14 protein-coding genes are annotated in these 15,861 nt (G+C 32.0%); 9 read left to right on the top strand and 5 right to left on the bottom strand.

What is annotated here, in order from left to right; translation table 11 throughout:
- Positions 1 to 50: 50 nt before the first annotated feature.
- Positions 51 to 1,034, top strand: a complete 984-nt coding sequence (locus tag H6X70_RS11490) for a hypothetical protein (protein ID WP_194767840.1) — start codon at positions 51 to 53, stop codon at positions 1,032 to 1,034.
- A 181-nt stretch (positions 1,035 to 1,215) separates the two neighbouring features.
- Here the strand turns inward: H6X70_RS11490 and H6X70_RS11485 are convergent, their stop codons facing one another.
- The 4 genes from H6X70_RS11485 to H6X70_RS11470 all read right to left on the bottom strand — a co-directional run bounded on the left by H6X70_RS11485 (position 1,216) and on the right by H6X70_RS11470 (position 5,271).
- On the bottom strand, positions 1,216 to 1,971 hold the full coding sequence (locus tag H6X70_RS11485; protein WP_194767839.1) for a lipopolysaccharide kinase InaA family protein: 756 nt from the start codon (positions 1,969 to 1,971) through the stop codon (positions 1,216 to 1,218).
- 190 nt (positions 1,972 to 2,161) lie between these two features.
- Positions 2,162 to 2,968, bottom strand: a complete 807-nt coding sequence (locus tag H6X70_RS11480) for a hypothetical protein (protein WP_194767838.1) — start codon at positions 2,966 to 2,968, stop codon at positions 2,162 to 2,164.
- A gap of 158 nt (positions 2,969 to 3,126) precedes the next feature.
- On the bottom strand, positions 3,127 to 4,377 hold the full coding sequence (locus tag H6X70_RS11475; RefSeq protein ID WP_194767837.1) for a glycosyltransferase: 1,251 nt from the start codon (positions 4,375 to 4,377) through the stop codon (positions 3,127 to 3,129).
- Positions 4,378 to 4,395: 18 nt separating this feature from the next.
- Positions 4,396 to 5,271: a hypothetical protein gene (locus H6X70_RS11470; protein ID WP_194767836.1), complete on the bottom strand. Its 876-nt coding sequence runs from the start codon at positions 5,269 to 5,271 to the stop codon at positions 4,396 to 4,398.
- A gap of 274 nt (positions 5,272 to 5,545) precedes the next feature.
- Between H6X70_RS11470 and H6X70_RS11465 the strand changes: the two genes are divergently transcribed.
- The 5 genes from H6X70_RS11465 (at position 5,546) to H6X70_RS11445 (ending at position 10,138) form a co-directional block, all read left to right on the top strand.
- Complete coding sequence (locus tag H6X70_RS11465; protein ID WP_194767835.1) at positions 5,546 to 6,106, top strand: L-threonylcarbamoyladenylate synthase; 561 nt, start codon at positions 5,546 to 5,548, stop codon at positions 6,104 to 6,106.
- Between the two features lie 114 nt (positions 6,107 to 6,220).
- Complete coding sequence (locus tag H6X70_RS11460) at positions 6,221 to 7,642, top strand: CCA tRNA nucleotidyltransferase (protein WP_194767834.1); 1,422 nt, start codon at positions 6,221 to 6,223, stop codon at positions 7,640 to 7,642.
- A gap of 67 nt (positions 7,643 to 7,709) precedes the next feature.
- Positions 7,710 to 8,072 (top strand): four helix bundle protein, encoded by a 363-nt coding sequence (locus H6X70_RS11455; RefSeq protein WP_194767833.1) that lies wholly within the window; start codon positions 7,710 to 7,712, stop codon positions 8,070 to 8,072.
- 501 nt (positions 8,073 to 8,573) lie between these two features.
- Entirely contained in the window at positions 8,574 to 9,587 is a 1,014-nt protein-coding gene (locus H6X70_RS11450; RefSeq protein WP_194767832.1) for a COX15/CtaA family protein, read from the top strand.
- A 38-nt stretch (positions 9,588 to 9,625) separates the two neighbouring features.
- A complete protein-coding gene (locus tag H6X70_RS11445; protein ID WP_194767831.1) occupies positions 9,626 to 10,138 on the top strand; it encodes an IS1096 element passenger TnpR family protein in 513 nt (170 codons plus the stop codon).
- On the opposite strand, the gene H6X70_RS11440 is transcribed toward H6X70_RS11445, so the two are convergent.
- Positions 10,135 to 11,208 carry a hypothetical protein gene (locus tag H6X70_RS11440; protein WP_194767830.1) on the bottom strand — a complete coding sequence of 358 codons (1,074 nt, stop codon included), beginning with the start codon at positions 11,206 to 11,208 and terminating at the stop codon, positions 10,135 to 10,137. The two genes, H6X70_RS11445 and H6X70_RS11440, sit on opposite strands and share 4 nt — an antisense overlap.
- Before the next feature lie 122 nt (positions 11,209 to 11,330).
- Between H6X70_RS11440 and H6X70_RS11435 the strand changes: the two genes are divergently transcribed.
- From H6X70_RS11435 to H6X70_RS11425, 3 genes are read left to right on the top strand one after another with little or no spacing between them, the layout of a single operon-like run.
- The gene (locus H6X70_RS11435) at positions 11,331 to 12,227 is read left to right on the top strand and encodes an ABC transporter ATP-binding protein (protein ID WP_194767829.1); all 897 of its coding nucleotides are present in this window, start codon (positions 11,331 to 11,333) and stop codon (positions 12,225 to 12,227) included.
- 19 nt (positions 12,228 to 12,246) lie between these two features.
- A complete protein-coding gene (locus H6X70_RS11430; protein WP_194767828.1) occupies positions 12,247 to 13,071 on the top strand; it encodes an ABC transporter permease in 825 nt (274 codons plus the stop codon).
- Positions 13,072 to 13,097: 26 nt separating this feature from the next.
- Positions 13,098 to 15,788, top strand: coding sequence for a T9SS type B sorting domain-containing protein (locus H6X70_RS11425; RefSeq protein WP_194767827.1), 2,691 nt, complete (start codon positions 13,098 to 13,100; stop codon positions 15,786 to 15,788).
- Positions 15,789 to 15,861: the final 73 nt, after the last annotated feature.

The raw sequence follows: 15,861 nt of genomic DNA, 5'->3' as shown, positions 1-15,861 counted from the left end.
TATACGATACTTAAATACATCTGAAATGGATAACTAAAAAAAAGGTAAATTTGAAACTTAAATATAACTTAACACATCATATGAAAGTCTGCCTTATTAGCTTTGATTACTGGAATTACGACTATCACATCGTCGAATCTCTACAAAAGAAAGGTGTAGATGTAACTCATATTGATATTAGTCAGTATAAATACGAATACAAAAACTTTTTTTACAAAACAGGTAATTTTCTTTCAAAATTATTTTTTAAAAGAAACATAAAAAAAATAAAACGTCAGGAGTTCATTCTTACTGAATTAAATAGAATGGGAAAACAAGATTATATTTTGTGTATAAGGCCTGATTTAATAGATAAACAGGCTCATTTAAAAATAAAATCGTTTACTAAAAAATATGTGGCTTACATCTATGATAGTTGCAAACGGTTCCCAATTGATCATTTACTTGATAATGTATTTGATAAGATATATTCCTTTGATCTTGATGATGTAAAAACCTTTAATTTTACACACTTAACCAATTACATATACTTAGAAAAACAAGAAATAAAACATCATTTCAAATATGATGTATTTATTGTGATGTCACCTGACCAAAGAATACCACAATTGAATGAAATTGCTAGACAGTTAGATACTATTAACAGTAACTATAAATTTATAATTGTTAGCCAAAAAAAACCTTCTAATCTTTATAAAAACATTGAGTTTTCTAATGATGAAATTGATTTAAAACAATTAAAATGGTATTTAGAACACTCTAAAATATTATTAGATTTAGTAAGAGACGGGCATAATGGGTTAAGCTTTAGAGTTTTTGAAGCTCTTGCATATCAAAAAAAACTTATAACAACCAATAGTACAATAACTGGTTACGAGTTTTATAACCCTAATAATATTATGGTTTTAGACCCTGAAAACATTAAAATTGATAGCACATTTTTATCGAAAGATTATGTCCCTTTAAATGAAGACGTATTCAATAAATTTACTGTTGATCGTTTTGTAGACACTATATTCGAAATTAAAAATTAAAAACTTAAGCAGTTCTAAATTGGATAAGATTACACTAGCTTTTTATACTACTAAGTTGTTAAATGGGTTTTATTTTTAAATTACGGTTTCTAGTCAACTGGACTACAAAAAAATATTTGCTTCCTTAAAAATCACTTCAAAAAGCGAAACACATTGGTGTTATTAATAAAGATAAATTAACTTATTTCCAAAACTTAAGCTTCTTTTTTAAGCGTCTTTTCCTGTGGTATTTTTCCTGAAAATCTTTTGTACCCTTCCACATTAGCTGAAATACTTTATTATAATTTTCTTTAGAACATTTCGCATATTCATCACTCATAATTTCTACCATAGATTTATGAGTCGTTAATCGTGAAAAATTTTTAATACGGGTTTCAAAATCTAAAGCTCTAAATTCCATACGATTTAAATCTACTAAATAAAACTTATAATCGCCGTTGTTTAGCTGAACTAAGGTATTTCCTGGAGAATGGTCTAAAAAATGAATTCCTTTTTCGTGCAGTTGAAAGGTAAACCGTGTAAAAGCTCTAAGAATCGCTTCGTAATTTGGGATATTAAAATCGGTAGTTAATTCACGATAAGTTAAATCATAATTTAAATGTTCACTAATATAAAAGCTCTTTTTAAACAAAAAAAAATTTTTAAATTCGTAGTATGCTATAGGGTTTGGCGTTCCAATACCGAGTTCCTTTAGTCTGGAAGCATATTCAAACGAGCGTTGTGCTTTGCTTTTTCTAAATAAACAATAAGCTATTTGATTAACTAAGTTAGGAATCCTAAATGATTTTACATTTATGGTTTCTCCTTGTAATTGAAATAATTTTAATGAATTTCTATCTTGATTTCCGTAGTTATCACCTAGAGTATCAAAATTAATTATAAAGTTAGTTAAGGTTGTTTCAAAAGCTTGAAACCTCTTATTAATTATGTAATTCATTTTACAAAATTACAATTAGTTTTTATTTCTCTATAGTATCTATAACACATTATATCGAATTCTTTTAATTACAAAGCAACCATAAAATTAAAAGTAACCTGAAACAAAAAAATCCCAACATAAATGTTGAGATTTTTTTAATTTATTCTTTTAAATATAAAGACTTAAAAGTAAAAAATCAATAATCTATTTAATCGCAGTGATCAGAAGCGTAGATTTGGCTGATTTTTTTATTAACACTTACTGTTTTTATACATTGATTGGTGTCATAATCTCTCCAAAGTCTGTAAGTATTTCCATTAGATTGATGCTCTTTAACTTGACGAAAACCACGACCCTCTAACTCAGAGTATGCTCTTACAGCATCCCAACCTTTTAAATCACTGTATTGTTTTTTTCCTGTATAATGGTGTTTGTTTGAATCATAACTGTGTTTATAACTATTAGAATTACTACCACAATCTATAGGCATTGTATTTGTAACAGACTTAACTTCATTATTACTTATACGTACTGAAACACATTTTTCTTGATTTTTATTCCACCAGTTTTCATAGTAGTCTCTACCACTTTTATCTGATTTATGTAAAGTATAACCACGTCTATTCATTTCGCTAGTTAAATGGCTAACATTTAAACCTACTAGATTATTTACATTACCTTGTCTATGTGAATAATTGTTATGAGATCCACTACTACTTGATGATTTACCACAATCAGAAGCTGGTGTATTAACAAGGGACTTAACACGACCATCTGTTACATGTACTGAGACACATTTATTTTTGCTACTGTTCCACCAATTTTGGTAAATATCAGAACCGCTTTTGTTTGTATTATGAAATTTATAGCCGTGATTACTCATCTCGTCATCTAAATAACTTGCTTTCATATTTACTAAACTACTCAAATCACTGGCATTGCTTTGTGCAAACACTCCAAGGGAAGCAAAAATAAAGGATGATGCAATTAAAAAATTTTTACTGATTTTTTTCATGATTATTGTTTTAACATTAATTAACTAATTTTATTTGTAAAATAAATTTACATCTTTTTTTTAATATATAGTTTTTTTTTAGAAAATAAGTAATAATTATCCACTCCTAAAGCATCTCATAGCCCCCTATTTTATTATAAAATACAGGTTTAATCAGTTCAATTATAATGGCTCTTCTTTAAATTAAAAACTTTTTTGAGCTGATTTTCTATATGCTGTTTTGTAAAAGGAGTTATAAACTGTTCGGAACGATTGCTAATAGCACGCCATAAATCTTGATCGTTATAAAGTTTTAATATTTTAGAGGCTAATAATTCGGATGTATTAGCTATCATTTCCTCTGAAAATGGTGACAAATCAAAACCTTCTGCTCCAATATCGGTTGTTATAACGGGTAAACTAAATTCAAAACTCTGCCCTATTTTCCCTTTAATTCCTGCACCATATTTTAAGGGTGCAATAAATATTTTTGCTGAGTTAAAATAAACTGAAAGATCTTCTACAAAACCAATTACATTAAAGTTTTCGGTTTTTAAACTTAAAATTTTCTTTGGGATATTACTCCCAATAATATCAATTTTTATATCCTTATCAACAGCCCAAATTAAAGGCATTATTTCATTTTTTAACCACAATACAGCATCAACATTTGGCTGATGACTAAATCCACCAATAAATAGTAAGTTTTTACGCTCTGAAAATATTTTAAATGTATTTGGCCTTTCTCTAAATTCATGCAGGTTACCTATTGTTGTCATTTTTGAAGGCTTTAAATAGTATTTTTCTAATGACAATTTATCATTATCTGATATGACAATAATTTTATCGGCCGCTTTACAATTGGCAATTTCTAAGTTTAATATTTTATCGGCCGAAAGCTTAACCTTACTTTTATTATTTAATTTCCATTCCCTGATTAATCTTAAATAATGAAAATCAACCATGTCATAAATTAATATCACATTCTTATTTAAACTTTTAATTGTTATATAATAACTATTAAAAATTTCAGGGCGATGTAACCAAGCATAATTAATAAATGGACAAACTTCGCTAATAAATCTTTCTTTTGTTATTAAGTCTCCTTTAATATCTAAACTAGGCTGATATACCTTGACACCGATTGATTTATATTCTTCGATATATTCTTCAGCATAACGATTCTCGTACTTATATTCATTCAAATCCGCAAGTAAAAAAATCGAAAAATCTTGATCTAACAATATTTTAATGATTTCATATAACCTCCTAGATCCTGAATCTTCATTGTAGTTAGGAATCTTAGAATCTATTATTAAAATATTTTTAGCCCCATACTCAATAGAATTAAAATCGAAAAAAACCTTCCTTTTCCGAAGCTTAAATTTCAACTTATAATTTCGGTAAGCTAGTTTTATTCTTTTAATCATAACACATCATTTAAAAGCTTAACCCATAAGTTGAACTAATTCTTCCTTTTTGGATTTTAATTTCTTTATAATCGTATTTAAAGTTACATCTGAAGATAAACGAAAGGTTGAGTTATTAATTTGTTTTACTTCATTAAAAATTCTATTCCTGATTTTTCTTTTTTTAAGAAATCCACGAATCTTTTTCTTGTTTCTTAATCCTACATTAATTTCTATGTTTTCAGAAAAACCAATCGACAACAACCAATCGTTCCATTTCCATTCAGAAACCATTGTCCCTTCATATAAATGCGAATAAAAACGAAAACGCACCCATGGTACACGTACAATATCTGCAATCATAGCTCCATGCATCGCTTCGCTTATAACCTGCTCACTTGCTGCAACTTCCAAAATAAAGTCTTCTACACTATTTACTTCTGTTGGTAAAATTAAATTCCAAGATAAATCGTCACAAATTTTTTGCCAATCCATCTTATCAATAGATTTAAAATAAGGAATAAAACTGGTTTTATACTTTTTAGGTGTATCTAAATATCTTTTATACTGTGGTAATAAGGCTAAAAAGTATGCAGCATCAGCTATATAATGATCTAAATCTCCTTTTAATTTCAATGAACTATAGGGACCTCTTAGAAAAAGAATGTGCCAAGAATCGTCCATTTCAATATTTTCGTTTATAGATCTAACTCCGGTACCAAAAATCACTTTTTTTTCACATAAATTTGCTTGATCTATAAAAACGGAATTTTCAATTAAAATAGATCCAATACCAAAAAAACCAATATCTCGTTCTTTTTCAAGAAAATCTGCACCAAAAATTTGTGGCCACATCCACACATTTAGATCGTCGCCAAAGTTTCCTGATTCGGATTTATAATAAACTAATTTCATTTAAAACACTTAACCTTTCAAAGGTATAACAAAAAAATATCATCACTAATCTGTATATCAGCTTTATCTACTTTACATGATGTTTTATTTCACATAAAACATCCCTAATTTCTATTAGAGCCCTCTAAGAATAAAGGACTTGAATCAGATTATTAACAATATGAGTTAGATATTGTTTTTAGTTATTCTAAATAAAACATCCAGATTAGAACTTAGAATTAAATACTAATAATTGTAATTTTGCAAAAACATTTTCATTTATTTAGATATCATAATGCATCAAGAAATAAAAAACACCATTGAAGTATTAAAACAAGGCGGCATTATACTCTACCCTACCGATACCGTATGGGGTATTGGTTGTGATGCTACAAACCCTGAAGCGGTAAAAAAGATTTACGATTTAAAACAGCGCATAGATAGCAAAGCACTAATTTGCTTGGTCGCAGACGATAGAATGCTTAACAAATACGTAAAACAAGTTCCTGCTGCTGCATTAAATATTATTGAAGTGACCGACAAACCCACCACCATAATCTATGATGATGCGCAAAATCTAGCTGAAAATTTAATTGCTGATGACGGCTCCATCGCCATAAGAATTCCTGATGATGAGTTTTGTTATCAACTCTCAAGAAAACTTAACGGCGCCATTGTATCGACTTCGGCTAATATTAGCGGCGAACCAACTCCAAAATCCTATAAAGAAATTGCACCTGCCATTTTAAAAGGTGTAGACTATGTTGTAAATTTGCAGCACGAAAAAATCTGCTCTAAACCATCATCCATTATCAAATTAAGCAATAATGGTGTTGTGAAGATTATTAGGCCTTAAAAAGCATAAAAAAACGCCACCAACACCTTAAAACATTGCGAAAATTCGTGAATTAGTGGCTATAAAAATCTGAAGCAAGAAAACATAAAGAGTCATGTATTAGTGGCAAATAAAATGAATTACAAAGAAGCATTACAACATCCAATATTTAAAATCATTTCGCAATCGGCAAAAGAGTTACAATTAGATTCTTATGTTATTGGCGGTTTTGTGCGCGATTTTATACTAAAAAGAGGCGCTGCTAAAGATATTGATGTAGTTGCCATTGGCGATGGTATCAAACTGGCCAAACAAGTTGCTAAAAACTTACCCAACAGACCTAAAGTTCAAGTTTTTAAAACTTATGGCACTGCCATGCTTCGTTACGATGATATTGAAATTGAATTTGTTGGCGCCCGAAAAGAATCTTACACCGAAGACAGTAGAAATCCAGCTGTTGAAAACGGCACATTACAAGACGACCAAAACCGAAGAGACTTTACTATAAATGCGCTGGCTTTAAATTTAAATGCTGAAAATTTTGGCGATCTATTAGATCCGTTTGGTGGCATTCAAGATTTAGAAAATAAAATTATTAAAACGCCTCTAGATCCCGATATTACTTATAGCGACGACCCATTACGTATGCTTAGAGCCATTCGATTTGCCACGCAATTAAATTTTACAATTGCACCAGAGTCTCTACATTCAATTACAAAAAATGCCGAACGCATTAAAATAATTACCAACGAGCGTATTGTTACCGAAATCAATAAAATTCTAGAAAGCGAAACACCATCTATTGGCTTCTTACTTTTAGAACAAACAGGACTTTTAAAATACATTTTACCAGAAATTACTGCTTTAAAAGGTATAGATGAAGTTGAAGGCCAACGCCATAAAGATAATTTTTATCACACGCTTGAAGTCGTAGATAACATTGCACAAAACACCGATAACCTTTGGCTACGCTGGGCTGCGCTTTTACACGATATTGGCAAAGCGCCTACGAAAAAATTCAGCAAAAAAGTGGGTTGGACCTTTCATGCTCATGAATTTGAAGGCTCTAAAATGGTGTATCATTTATTTAAAAGACTAAAAATGCCATTGAATGACAAGATGAAGTTTGTTCAAAAAATGGTGTTTATGAGTTCGCGCCCTATTGTTTTGGCGCAAGATATTGTTACCGATTCGGCCGTGCGTCGTTTGGTTTTTGATGCTGGCGATTATGTTGAAGATCTAATGACGCTTTGCGAGGCCGATATTACGACTAAGAATCCGAAGAAATTCAACAAATACCATAATAACTTTAAAATTGTACGCGAAAAAATTATTGAAGTTGAAGCACGCGACCATGTTCGTAATTTTCAGCCACCAATTTCTGGCGAAGAAATTATTGCAACCTTCAATTTAAAACCATCACGCGAAATTGGCATTATTAAAGAAGCCATTAAAGAAGCCATTTTAGAAGGCGTAATTCCGAATGAATATGAAGCAGCTTATCAACTAATGCTTGAAAAAGGCGCTAAACTTGGGTTGAAGTGGGTTAATGATTAGAGTTTCAAAGTTACAAAGACTCAAAGTTGCATAGTTTCTGAGTTACAGAATGATGGAATAATATAATATGAAAAACAATCATACATTTAGAAAGCTATTAGTTTGGCAAAAGTCTATGGCTTTAGTAACTGAAGTTTATCGTGATATTAAAAACTTCCCCCATGATGAGCTCTATGCTCTAACATCACAAATAAAAAGATCGGCGACGTCTATCCCAAGTAATATAGCCGAAGGCTATGGAAGAGATGGTACAAAGGATTATTTACGTTTTTTAAATATTGCTTTAAGTTCTTTATACGAATTACAAACACAACTTGAAATTGCTTACAATTTAACTTATTTAAATGAAGATAATTTCAATAAATTATATTTAAACACAAGAGAAATTGAACGCATGCTAACTAGCTTTATTCGAAAAATTAGAGGTTAAGTGTTAGAGTGGGAAAGTATCAGAGTTTCAAAGCACCAAAGTGACAGAGTAACAAAGTCGCACAGTAACAGAGAAATGAAGTAACCTATTAAATTAAAAAAAATAACTAAAAATAAAACAAAGATTAACAAACTATAAAACACTTTGAAGCTATGAGTCTTTGAAACTTTGAAGCTCTGAAACTTTCAAGCACCAAAGTCGCAGAGTAACAAAGTCGCAGAGGGAAAATCTCCTCTGATTGTAAAAATAACAACTAAAAATAAAACAAAGATTAACAAACTATAGATACTTTGAAACTTTGAAGCTCTGAAGCTCCGAAACTTTCAAGCACCAAAGTGACAGAGTAACAAAGTCGCTGAGTAACAGAGAAATGAAGTAACCTATAAATTAAAAAAACAACTAAAAATAAAACAAAGATTAACAAACTATAAGATACTTTGAAACTCTGAAACTTTGAAACTTTGAAACTCTGAAACTCCGAAACTCAGCAACTCCATAACCATGAAAAAAGACAACAAAAACGTAATCTACTGGCTATTAACAGGATGTTTCCTCATTTTTATAATGGTTGTTATTGGGGGTATTACCCGTTTAACAGATTCTGGTTTATCCATTTCGAACTACCGATTAATTACAGGTACCATTCCACCAATTGGTGAACAGGAATGGCAAGAAGCTTTCGATTTATACAAACAGCACCCTGAATATAACGCCTATAATAATCATTTCAATATTGAAGATTTTAAAAGCATTTACTTCTGGGAATGGTTGCACCGCGTTATTGGACGATCGATTGGTATGGTGTTTATCATTCCGTTTTTATATTTCTTAATACGTAAACAACTCAGCAAAAGCACTATAAAAAAATGTTTGGTGTTGCTTGGCCTTGGCGCTTTTCAAGGTTTTTTAGGTTGGTACATGGTTAAAAGCGGTTTGGTAGATATGCCAGACGTTAGCCATTACAGACTCGCAGCGCATTTAGTGACCGCTTTTTTAACTTTTGCAGCTACGCTTTGGGTGGCATTAGATCTTATTTTCCCCAATAAAAAACCAGCTAACAAACCCATGCGAAATCTAATTTTGGTGAGTTACCTGGTTTTAATAATTCAAATTACTTACGGCGCATTTATAGCTGGCTTAAAAGCAGGTTTACTGCATAACCACTGGCCGTTAATGAATGATGGTCAGTTTATGCACTTTACCGTTTATGTGCTAGATCCTTTCTACAAAAACCTTATTGAAAACCCTAGCGGCATTCAATTTATTCATCGAACTTTGGCTTATATCGTAGTGATTCTCATTTTCCTTATTTGGAAAAAATCTAATAAATTCACTTTAACACCACTTCAAAAGCAAGGTATAAATTCATTAATACTTTTAGTTTTATTACAGTTCGCTTTAGGTGTTTTCACGATTATTTATCAAGTTCCGTTAGGCTTAGGTATTGCGCATCAAATAGGTGCATTTTTCTTATTAACAAGCATGACATTTACTTTACATCGCTTTACCAAATAACTTAAAAAGTCTACCTTTGCACATTAAATTTTTCACTAATGATTTACAGATTTAGAGTTATATTAGACAATGACACCGACGAAGATATTTTTCGCGATTTAGAAATTCGTCAGTCAGATACCTTAGAAGATTTACACAACACCATCACGCAATCTTTTGGTTTTGATGGTACCGAAATGGCTTCATTTTATGTAAGTAACGACATTTGGGAACAAGGTGAAGAAATCTCTTTATTTGATTTAAGTGAAGAAGCTACAGCCCGTTTAATGAATGAAACGACCTTAGACGATGTTGTAAACGAGGAACAAACAAAACTGATTTATGTTTACGATTTTTTAAGCATGTGGACGTTTTATGTTGAATTAGCCGAAATTGTTGAAGAAACCGAAGGTTACGACTACCCAAACCTTATGTTTGTTCAAGGTCAAGTTCCTGAAGCTGCCCCAGAAAAGTCCTTTGAAGCCGATGCTTTAGATGATTTTGACGAATTTGAAGACGGCCTGGATATGGACGATTACGATCAGTTAGATTTTGACGAAAACTGGAATTAACGTCGTAATTTCCTTAATGCGGCAATGTTTACATTTTCGTAATTTCTCGTTAAAAACGCTAAAGAAAACCTTAAAATTTCGCCCATGTTTTTACTTTTCTTAAAGTTAACATCGTGGGTGTAATTAAAAATGGTCGTTTTTAACGAATCGATGTATTCTGGTATAGAAATTTCATCATGCTCCATACACTCAAGGAGTTTTTCAATTCGAACATGCGAACTTTTTAAGCGTTTCACCAAAATAGAACGCTCTTCTGTTTTATATTGGTCTATCGATAATTTTTGAATGGTATTCGATACTAATTGAACCATTTCATAATTTTCTTTGAAAAACTGCGGTCTGTAAATATTAAATTTCCCTTCATAAGATTGTTGATCAAAATCTATGGCTCTAATTTTATAAACCACTTTATCAAAATCGTGCGTTGGTACAATTACATAATTATAGGAGCGCATATCGCCTAGCAATCTAATCATACAACGCTCGTTAAACTTCACAAACTCCTTGGCTATTTGCGCTTTTTCTGGTTTGCTACAATTGGGTAGCATATTTTTTATAAACTCATCGCCCGGAATTCCAGCAATATGCTCTTCAATCAATGTGTTTTTATATACTAGAAAATTCAGATTATAAGGCGATAACATGTGCTCTAATTCTAAACCGTAAACACGAGAAGCATCGGCTGTTTTTATATAGAAATAGGTGGTATTATCATTTAAAACATTTCTGATTTTTATTCTGAAAGGTTTCGAATTTCCGAAAGTGCAAAAATCAATAGCATCAACACTTAGAAATGGCAAAATATTTTCATTTCCATCCGAATGAAAAATAGTATAGACTTTCTTCAATGACGATTCAATCTCTTCACGTTCAAACTCGTTATAATACACACGAATCCAAAGCGTATCATTATCATCTTTGTCATACACCACTATTGAACCTTGAAAACGCAACAAATCTTCGTAAAAAATTGGTATTTTCACATCACGATTATAACGCGATAAATATTCATGTAATTCTGGCGTTATAGGGTACGACGGTTTTCTTTTGGAAATTTTTAAATCTTGCATAATATAGTTCTTATTCAAATTTAAGGCTTTTTCAAATAATGCTGTAACAATATTTAAATGCAATCGTCCTATTTAAAATGCATTTAAGTGTGCGTAAAAGTTAATCCTAAAACATTTTTCTTTTGGAACATATACTTACCATTAAAAATCTCACCAAAAAATTCGGGCATTTAACCGCTGTAAATAATTTAACTTTCACAATAAACAAAGGTGATGTTTACGGTATTTTAGGTCCTAACGGAAGCGGAAAATCGACCACATTAGGCATTGTTTTAAACGTGGTAAACAAAACCTCGGGCGATTTTAGTTGGTTTGATGGAAACACTTCTACACACAATGCACTGAAAAAGGTTGGTGCCATTATCGAGCGTCCAAACTTTTATCCTTATATGACGGCGGCACAAAACCTAAAACTGGTTTGTAAAATTAAAGGAGTCGACATATCTAAAATTGATGAAAAGCTAGAAATTGTTGGGCTTTTAGACCGAAAACACAGCAAATTTAAAACCTATTCGTTAGGGATGAAGCAGCGCTTAGCCATCGCCTCTGCCCTTTTAAACGATCCTGAAATATTAATTCTGGACGAACCTACAAATGGTTTAGACCCTCAAGGCATTCATCAAATAAGAGAAATTATAAAACAAATTGCAGCACAAGGCACCACCATTTTATTGGCTTCACATTTATTAGATGAAGTTGAAAAAGTATGCTCGCACGTAGTGGTTTTAAGAAAAGGCGTAAAACTGTATTCGGGACGCGTTGACGAAATGGTTTCTAGCCATGGTTTTTTTGAAGTAAAATGTAACAAGCAACCTGAGCTTCTTCAATTATTAGAGAATCATAAATCATTTGAAAAAATTAAAGTTGAAGACAACTTAATAACCGCCTTTTTAAACGAACCCATGAAATCTGAAGATTTTAATCAATTCATGTTTAATAACGGCATTATTTTAACACATTTAGTGCAACGTAAAGCCAGTTTAGAAGAACAGTTTTTACAGTTAACCGATCATCAATAATCTACTAAAACCAACTTTAATGCTTCGACTATTAAACTTAGAATTACAAAAACTGCTGCTTAGCAGAACGAGTAAGATTCTTATTTTTGTTTCCTTCATTCTGCCGTTTTTCATCATTCTTTTATCCTCATTAAAAATTAATGTATTCGGATTTTTCACTTTAGAACTTGGCGAATTAGGCGTTTTTAACTTTCCTGTTATTTGGCATTTAACAACCTTTTTTGCATCGCAATTCAAGTTCTTTTTTGCCATTGTAGTAGTAAGCATGATTGGTAATGAATACAGCAATAAAACCATAAAACAGAATCTTATTGACGGCTTGAGTAAGAAGGAATTTATCCTTTCTAAATTTTATGCCATTGTATTCTTTTCGTTAATTTCAACCTTGCTCATTTTTATACTAACTTTAAGCATTGGCTTATATTATTCAAGCTACACCGAAGCTTCTATTGTTTTTAGAGATGTAAACTTTTTAGTCGCTTACTTCGTAAAATTGGTTAGCTTCTTTAGTTTGTGTTTGTTTTTTGGCATGTTAATTAAGCGTTCTGCTTTTGCATTAGCCTTTCTTTTTATCCTATATATTTTTGAATGGATTTTATACGGCATTTTTGCTTGGAAATTTAACAGCAATACAGCCGAAAATATTCAAGGTTTCTTTCCCTTAAGATCTATGTACAATTTAATTAATCAGCCTTTTCAACGCATCACCATGGCTAAGTTTCCAGACAAAACCAATTTGGTTTATGATTATGGTGTGCATACAGGCGAAATAGTTATCGTTTTATGCTGGACAGCCCTTTTTGTATTTTTATCTTATAGATTGTTGAAAAACCGCGATTTATAATATCTTTGGAAGCGTTGCTTATAAAGATGAAAAACAACCTACTTTTATTACTTTACATAGTTTCTTTTACAGCTTTTGCCCAAAACGAAGCTGCAAATTGGTATTTTGGTCATAATAGTGGTATTCATTTTGATTCTGCAACCAATACAGTTACCGCACTCCAGGACGGTAAACTCAACACAATTGAAGGGTGTACTTCCATTTCCGATGAATCTGGAAACTTATTATTTTACACCAATGGCATTTCTGTTTGGAACAAAAATCATGATGTGATGCCAAATGGATATGGTTTATATGGCGATCCTTCCAGTACACAATCGGCCATTATCATCCCGAAACCTAACGACCAAAACATTTATTATGTATTTACCGTGGATGATAGTCGGAACAATTCGGGAGTAAAATTTGGTTTTAATTATTCGATAGTCGACTTAACTTTAGAGGGTGGCTTAGGTGATATTACCACTAAAAACATAAATTTATTACAAGATTCTTCAGAAAAACTCACGGCGGTTTTAAAAGACTGTTCAACCAAATCCATTTGGGTACTTACTTTTGCTTCATACACAGGACATGCCGAAACTTTTGATACGTTTCATGCTTTTGAAGTTTCAAATTCAGGTGTGAATTCTACATCAGTAAAATCAACCTTTCCAAAGCAAGTTATAGACCCCAGAGGTTATTTAAAACTTTCGCCTGATGGTTTAAAATTAGCATGTGCCAATTCATACGACGGATTGGATTTATATAATTTTGATGTAGCAACTGGTAAAGTTTCAAACCCTATTTCGCTTATTCCCATTAATGCTAGCGTTCCTTATGGCTTAGAGTTTTCGCCAGACAGCCAACTGTTATATGCACAAACGTCCAATGTTCTTTACGAGCATGATAATCCAGATCTTCCAGAAACGCATCGCTCTAAATTAATTCAGTATAATTTAGCTTCGCCTAATATTCCAAATTCAGCAGTAACGATAGACGACAGGCAACTGTATAGAGGTGCGTTGCAATTAGGTCCGAATGGTAAAATTTACAGAGCCTTAAGCGCTACTTACAATCAAGGCTTACCCTATTTGGCTGCAATAAACGATCCGAATCAAATTGGCTTAGCTTGCGATTATACCCACCAAGCCATTAATCTGGCTCCAGGGAATTCCTCGCAAGGGTTACCGCCATTTATTGCATCATTTTTCAATAAACAAATTGATATTATTAACAACGGGAAAAATTCTGCAAACCTAGACCTCTGCGAAGGCGGCAGCTATACCTTAAAGACAGACCCCATACCAGGAGCAACTTTTACATGGTCAAAAAACGGAAGTGTTTTACCAGAAACAGGCACCAGTTTATATGTGTCCGATTCTGGTCATTACGAGCTTCACATTAACCCAAATAACGGCGATTGTGAAATTGAAGGTGAAGCTTATGTTAGTTTTAATAAAAACCCCGACGCCTTTAATTATAGCTTAATACAATGTGAAGAAGATGCTGTTATTGATGGAATAACCACCTTCAACCTCAACGAAGCTACAGAGGGTTTAACAGGAAATGAGGCCGATAGAATCGTTAAATTCTACACAGATAGTGCAAGAACACAAGAAGCTAACGCAGATGCTTTTCAAAACACATCGAATCCACAAACTTTATACGTTACTGTTATTAATGAAAATACGACTTGTTTTTCTTTTGCTGAATTAACCCTTGAAATAAGTAATACCGATGCCAACGATGTAGCACTTTATGCTTGTGATGATGATGGTTTAGAAGATGGCCTTTACAATTTCAATTTAAAAGATGTGAATTCAAATATTACAACACTGCCTTTAGATATTGTCTATTATGAAACCTATGACGATGCACTTCTCGAACAAAATCCCTTAGGCGAAAATTATACAAACACGACGCCATATTCGCAAACTATTTTTGCGCGTATTGAAAACGCAAATAGCTGTTATGGTATAAGCAACGTATTACTAACGGTAAACCGTTTACCAGAAATTCATGAAACAGATTTAAGTTATTATTGCTTAAATACATATCCTAGCACCATAACTATTAATGCTGCGGTTTTAAGCGGCTCTCCAACCGATTACACCTATAATTGGTCTACCGGCGAAACCACTTATGAAATTCAAATTAATGAAGCCGGAATTTATACCGTAGATATTATGAATTCTAACGGCTGTTCTAAAACTAGAACGGTAACTGTAGAAGCTTCAAACATCGCTACGATTTCTAATATTGAGGTTGTAGATGTCACTCAAAATAATACCATAACTGTTCTTGTATCTGGCGAAGGTGCTTATCAATATCAATTAAGCAATTCTAATAATGGCATGCTTTTTCCCTACCAAGACAGCAACCTTTTTGAAAATGTTTACCCGGGTCATTATACCGTTTCTGTTCGTGACATTAAAAATAATTGTGGTGTTGTTCGCAGTGCTGTTTCTGTGATAGGCTTTCCAAAATTCTTCACGCCAAACAATGATGGCATTAATGATACTTGGCAAGTTTATGGCCTATCTGAAATTTTTCAGCCTCAAACCAAAATTTTAATTTTTGATAGATTAGGAAAACTTCTAAAAGAATTAAATCCCTTAGGAGAAGGCTGGAACGGACAATTTAATGGCCAAAATATGCCCACTGGCGATTATTGGTTTTCTGTACAATTACAAGATGGCAGAGTTTATAAAAACCACTTCACTTTAAAAAATTAAAGCCTAAAAACTAATTAATTTGTAGTTTAACTAATGTTTTTCTGTTAGAATTAAATAATAGCTATTTTTCGCT

It is taken from the genome of Tamlana sp. I1, from assembly GCF_015355625.1.
In the GTDB taxonomy this organism is placed as follows: domain Bacteria; phylum Bacteroidota; class Bacteroidia; order Flavobacteriales; family Flavobacteriaceae; genus Pseudotamlana.
Note: the sequence above shows the minus strand (reverse complement) of the source record. Positions and strands in the feature narration are given on the sequence as shown.

Coding starts and splice junctions, on each gene's coding strand:
- H6X70_RS11485 (WP_194767839.1), bottom strand. CDS start 1,971: ATGAATTACATAATTAATAAGAGGTTTCAAGCTTTTGAAACAACCTTA.
- H6X70_RS11480 (WP_194767838.1), bottom strand. CDS start 2,968: ATGAAAAAAATCAGTAAAAATTTTTTAATTGCATCATCCTTTATTTTT.
- H6X70_RS11475 (WP_194767837.1), bottom strand. CDS start 4,377: ATGATTAAAAGAATAAAACTAGCTTACCGAAATTATAAGTTGAAATTT.
- H6X70_RS11470 (WP_194767836.1), bottom strand. CDS start 5,271: ATGAAATTAGTTTATTATAAATCCGAATCAGGAAACTTTGGCGACGAT.
- H6X70_RS11465 (WP_194767835.1), top strand. CDS start 5,546: ATGCATCAAGAAATAAAAAACACCATTGAAGTATTAAAACAAGGCGGC.
- H6X70_RS11460 (WP_194767834.1), top strand. CDS start 6,221: ATGAATTACAAAGAAGCATTACAACATCCAATATTTAAAATCATTTCG.
- H6X70_RS11455 (WP_194767833.1), top strand. CDS start 7,710: ATGAAAAACAATCATACATTTAGAAAGCTATTAGTTTGGCAAAAGTCT.
- H6X70_RS11450 (WP_194767832.1), top strand. CDS start 8,574: ATGAAAAAAGACAACAAAAACGTAATCTACTGGCTATTAACAGGATGT.
- H6X70_RS11445 (WP_194767831.1), top strand. CDS start 9,626: ATGATTTACAGATTTAGAGTTATATTAGACAATGACACCGACGAAGAT.
- H6X70_RS11440 (WP_194767830.1), bottom strand. CDS start 11,208: ATGCAAGATTTAAAAATTTCCAAAAGAAAACCGTCGTACCCTATAACG.
- H6X70_RS11430 (WP_194767828.1), top strand. CDS start 12,247: ATGCTTCGACTATTAAACTTAGAATTACAAAAACTGCTGCTTAGCAGA.
- H6X70_RS11425 (WP_194767827.1), top strand. CDS start 13,098: ATGAAAAACAACCTACTTTTATTACTTTACATAGTTTCTTTTACAGCT.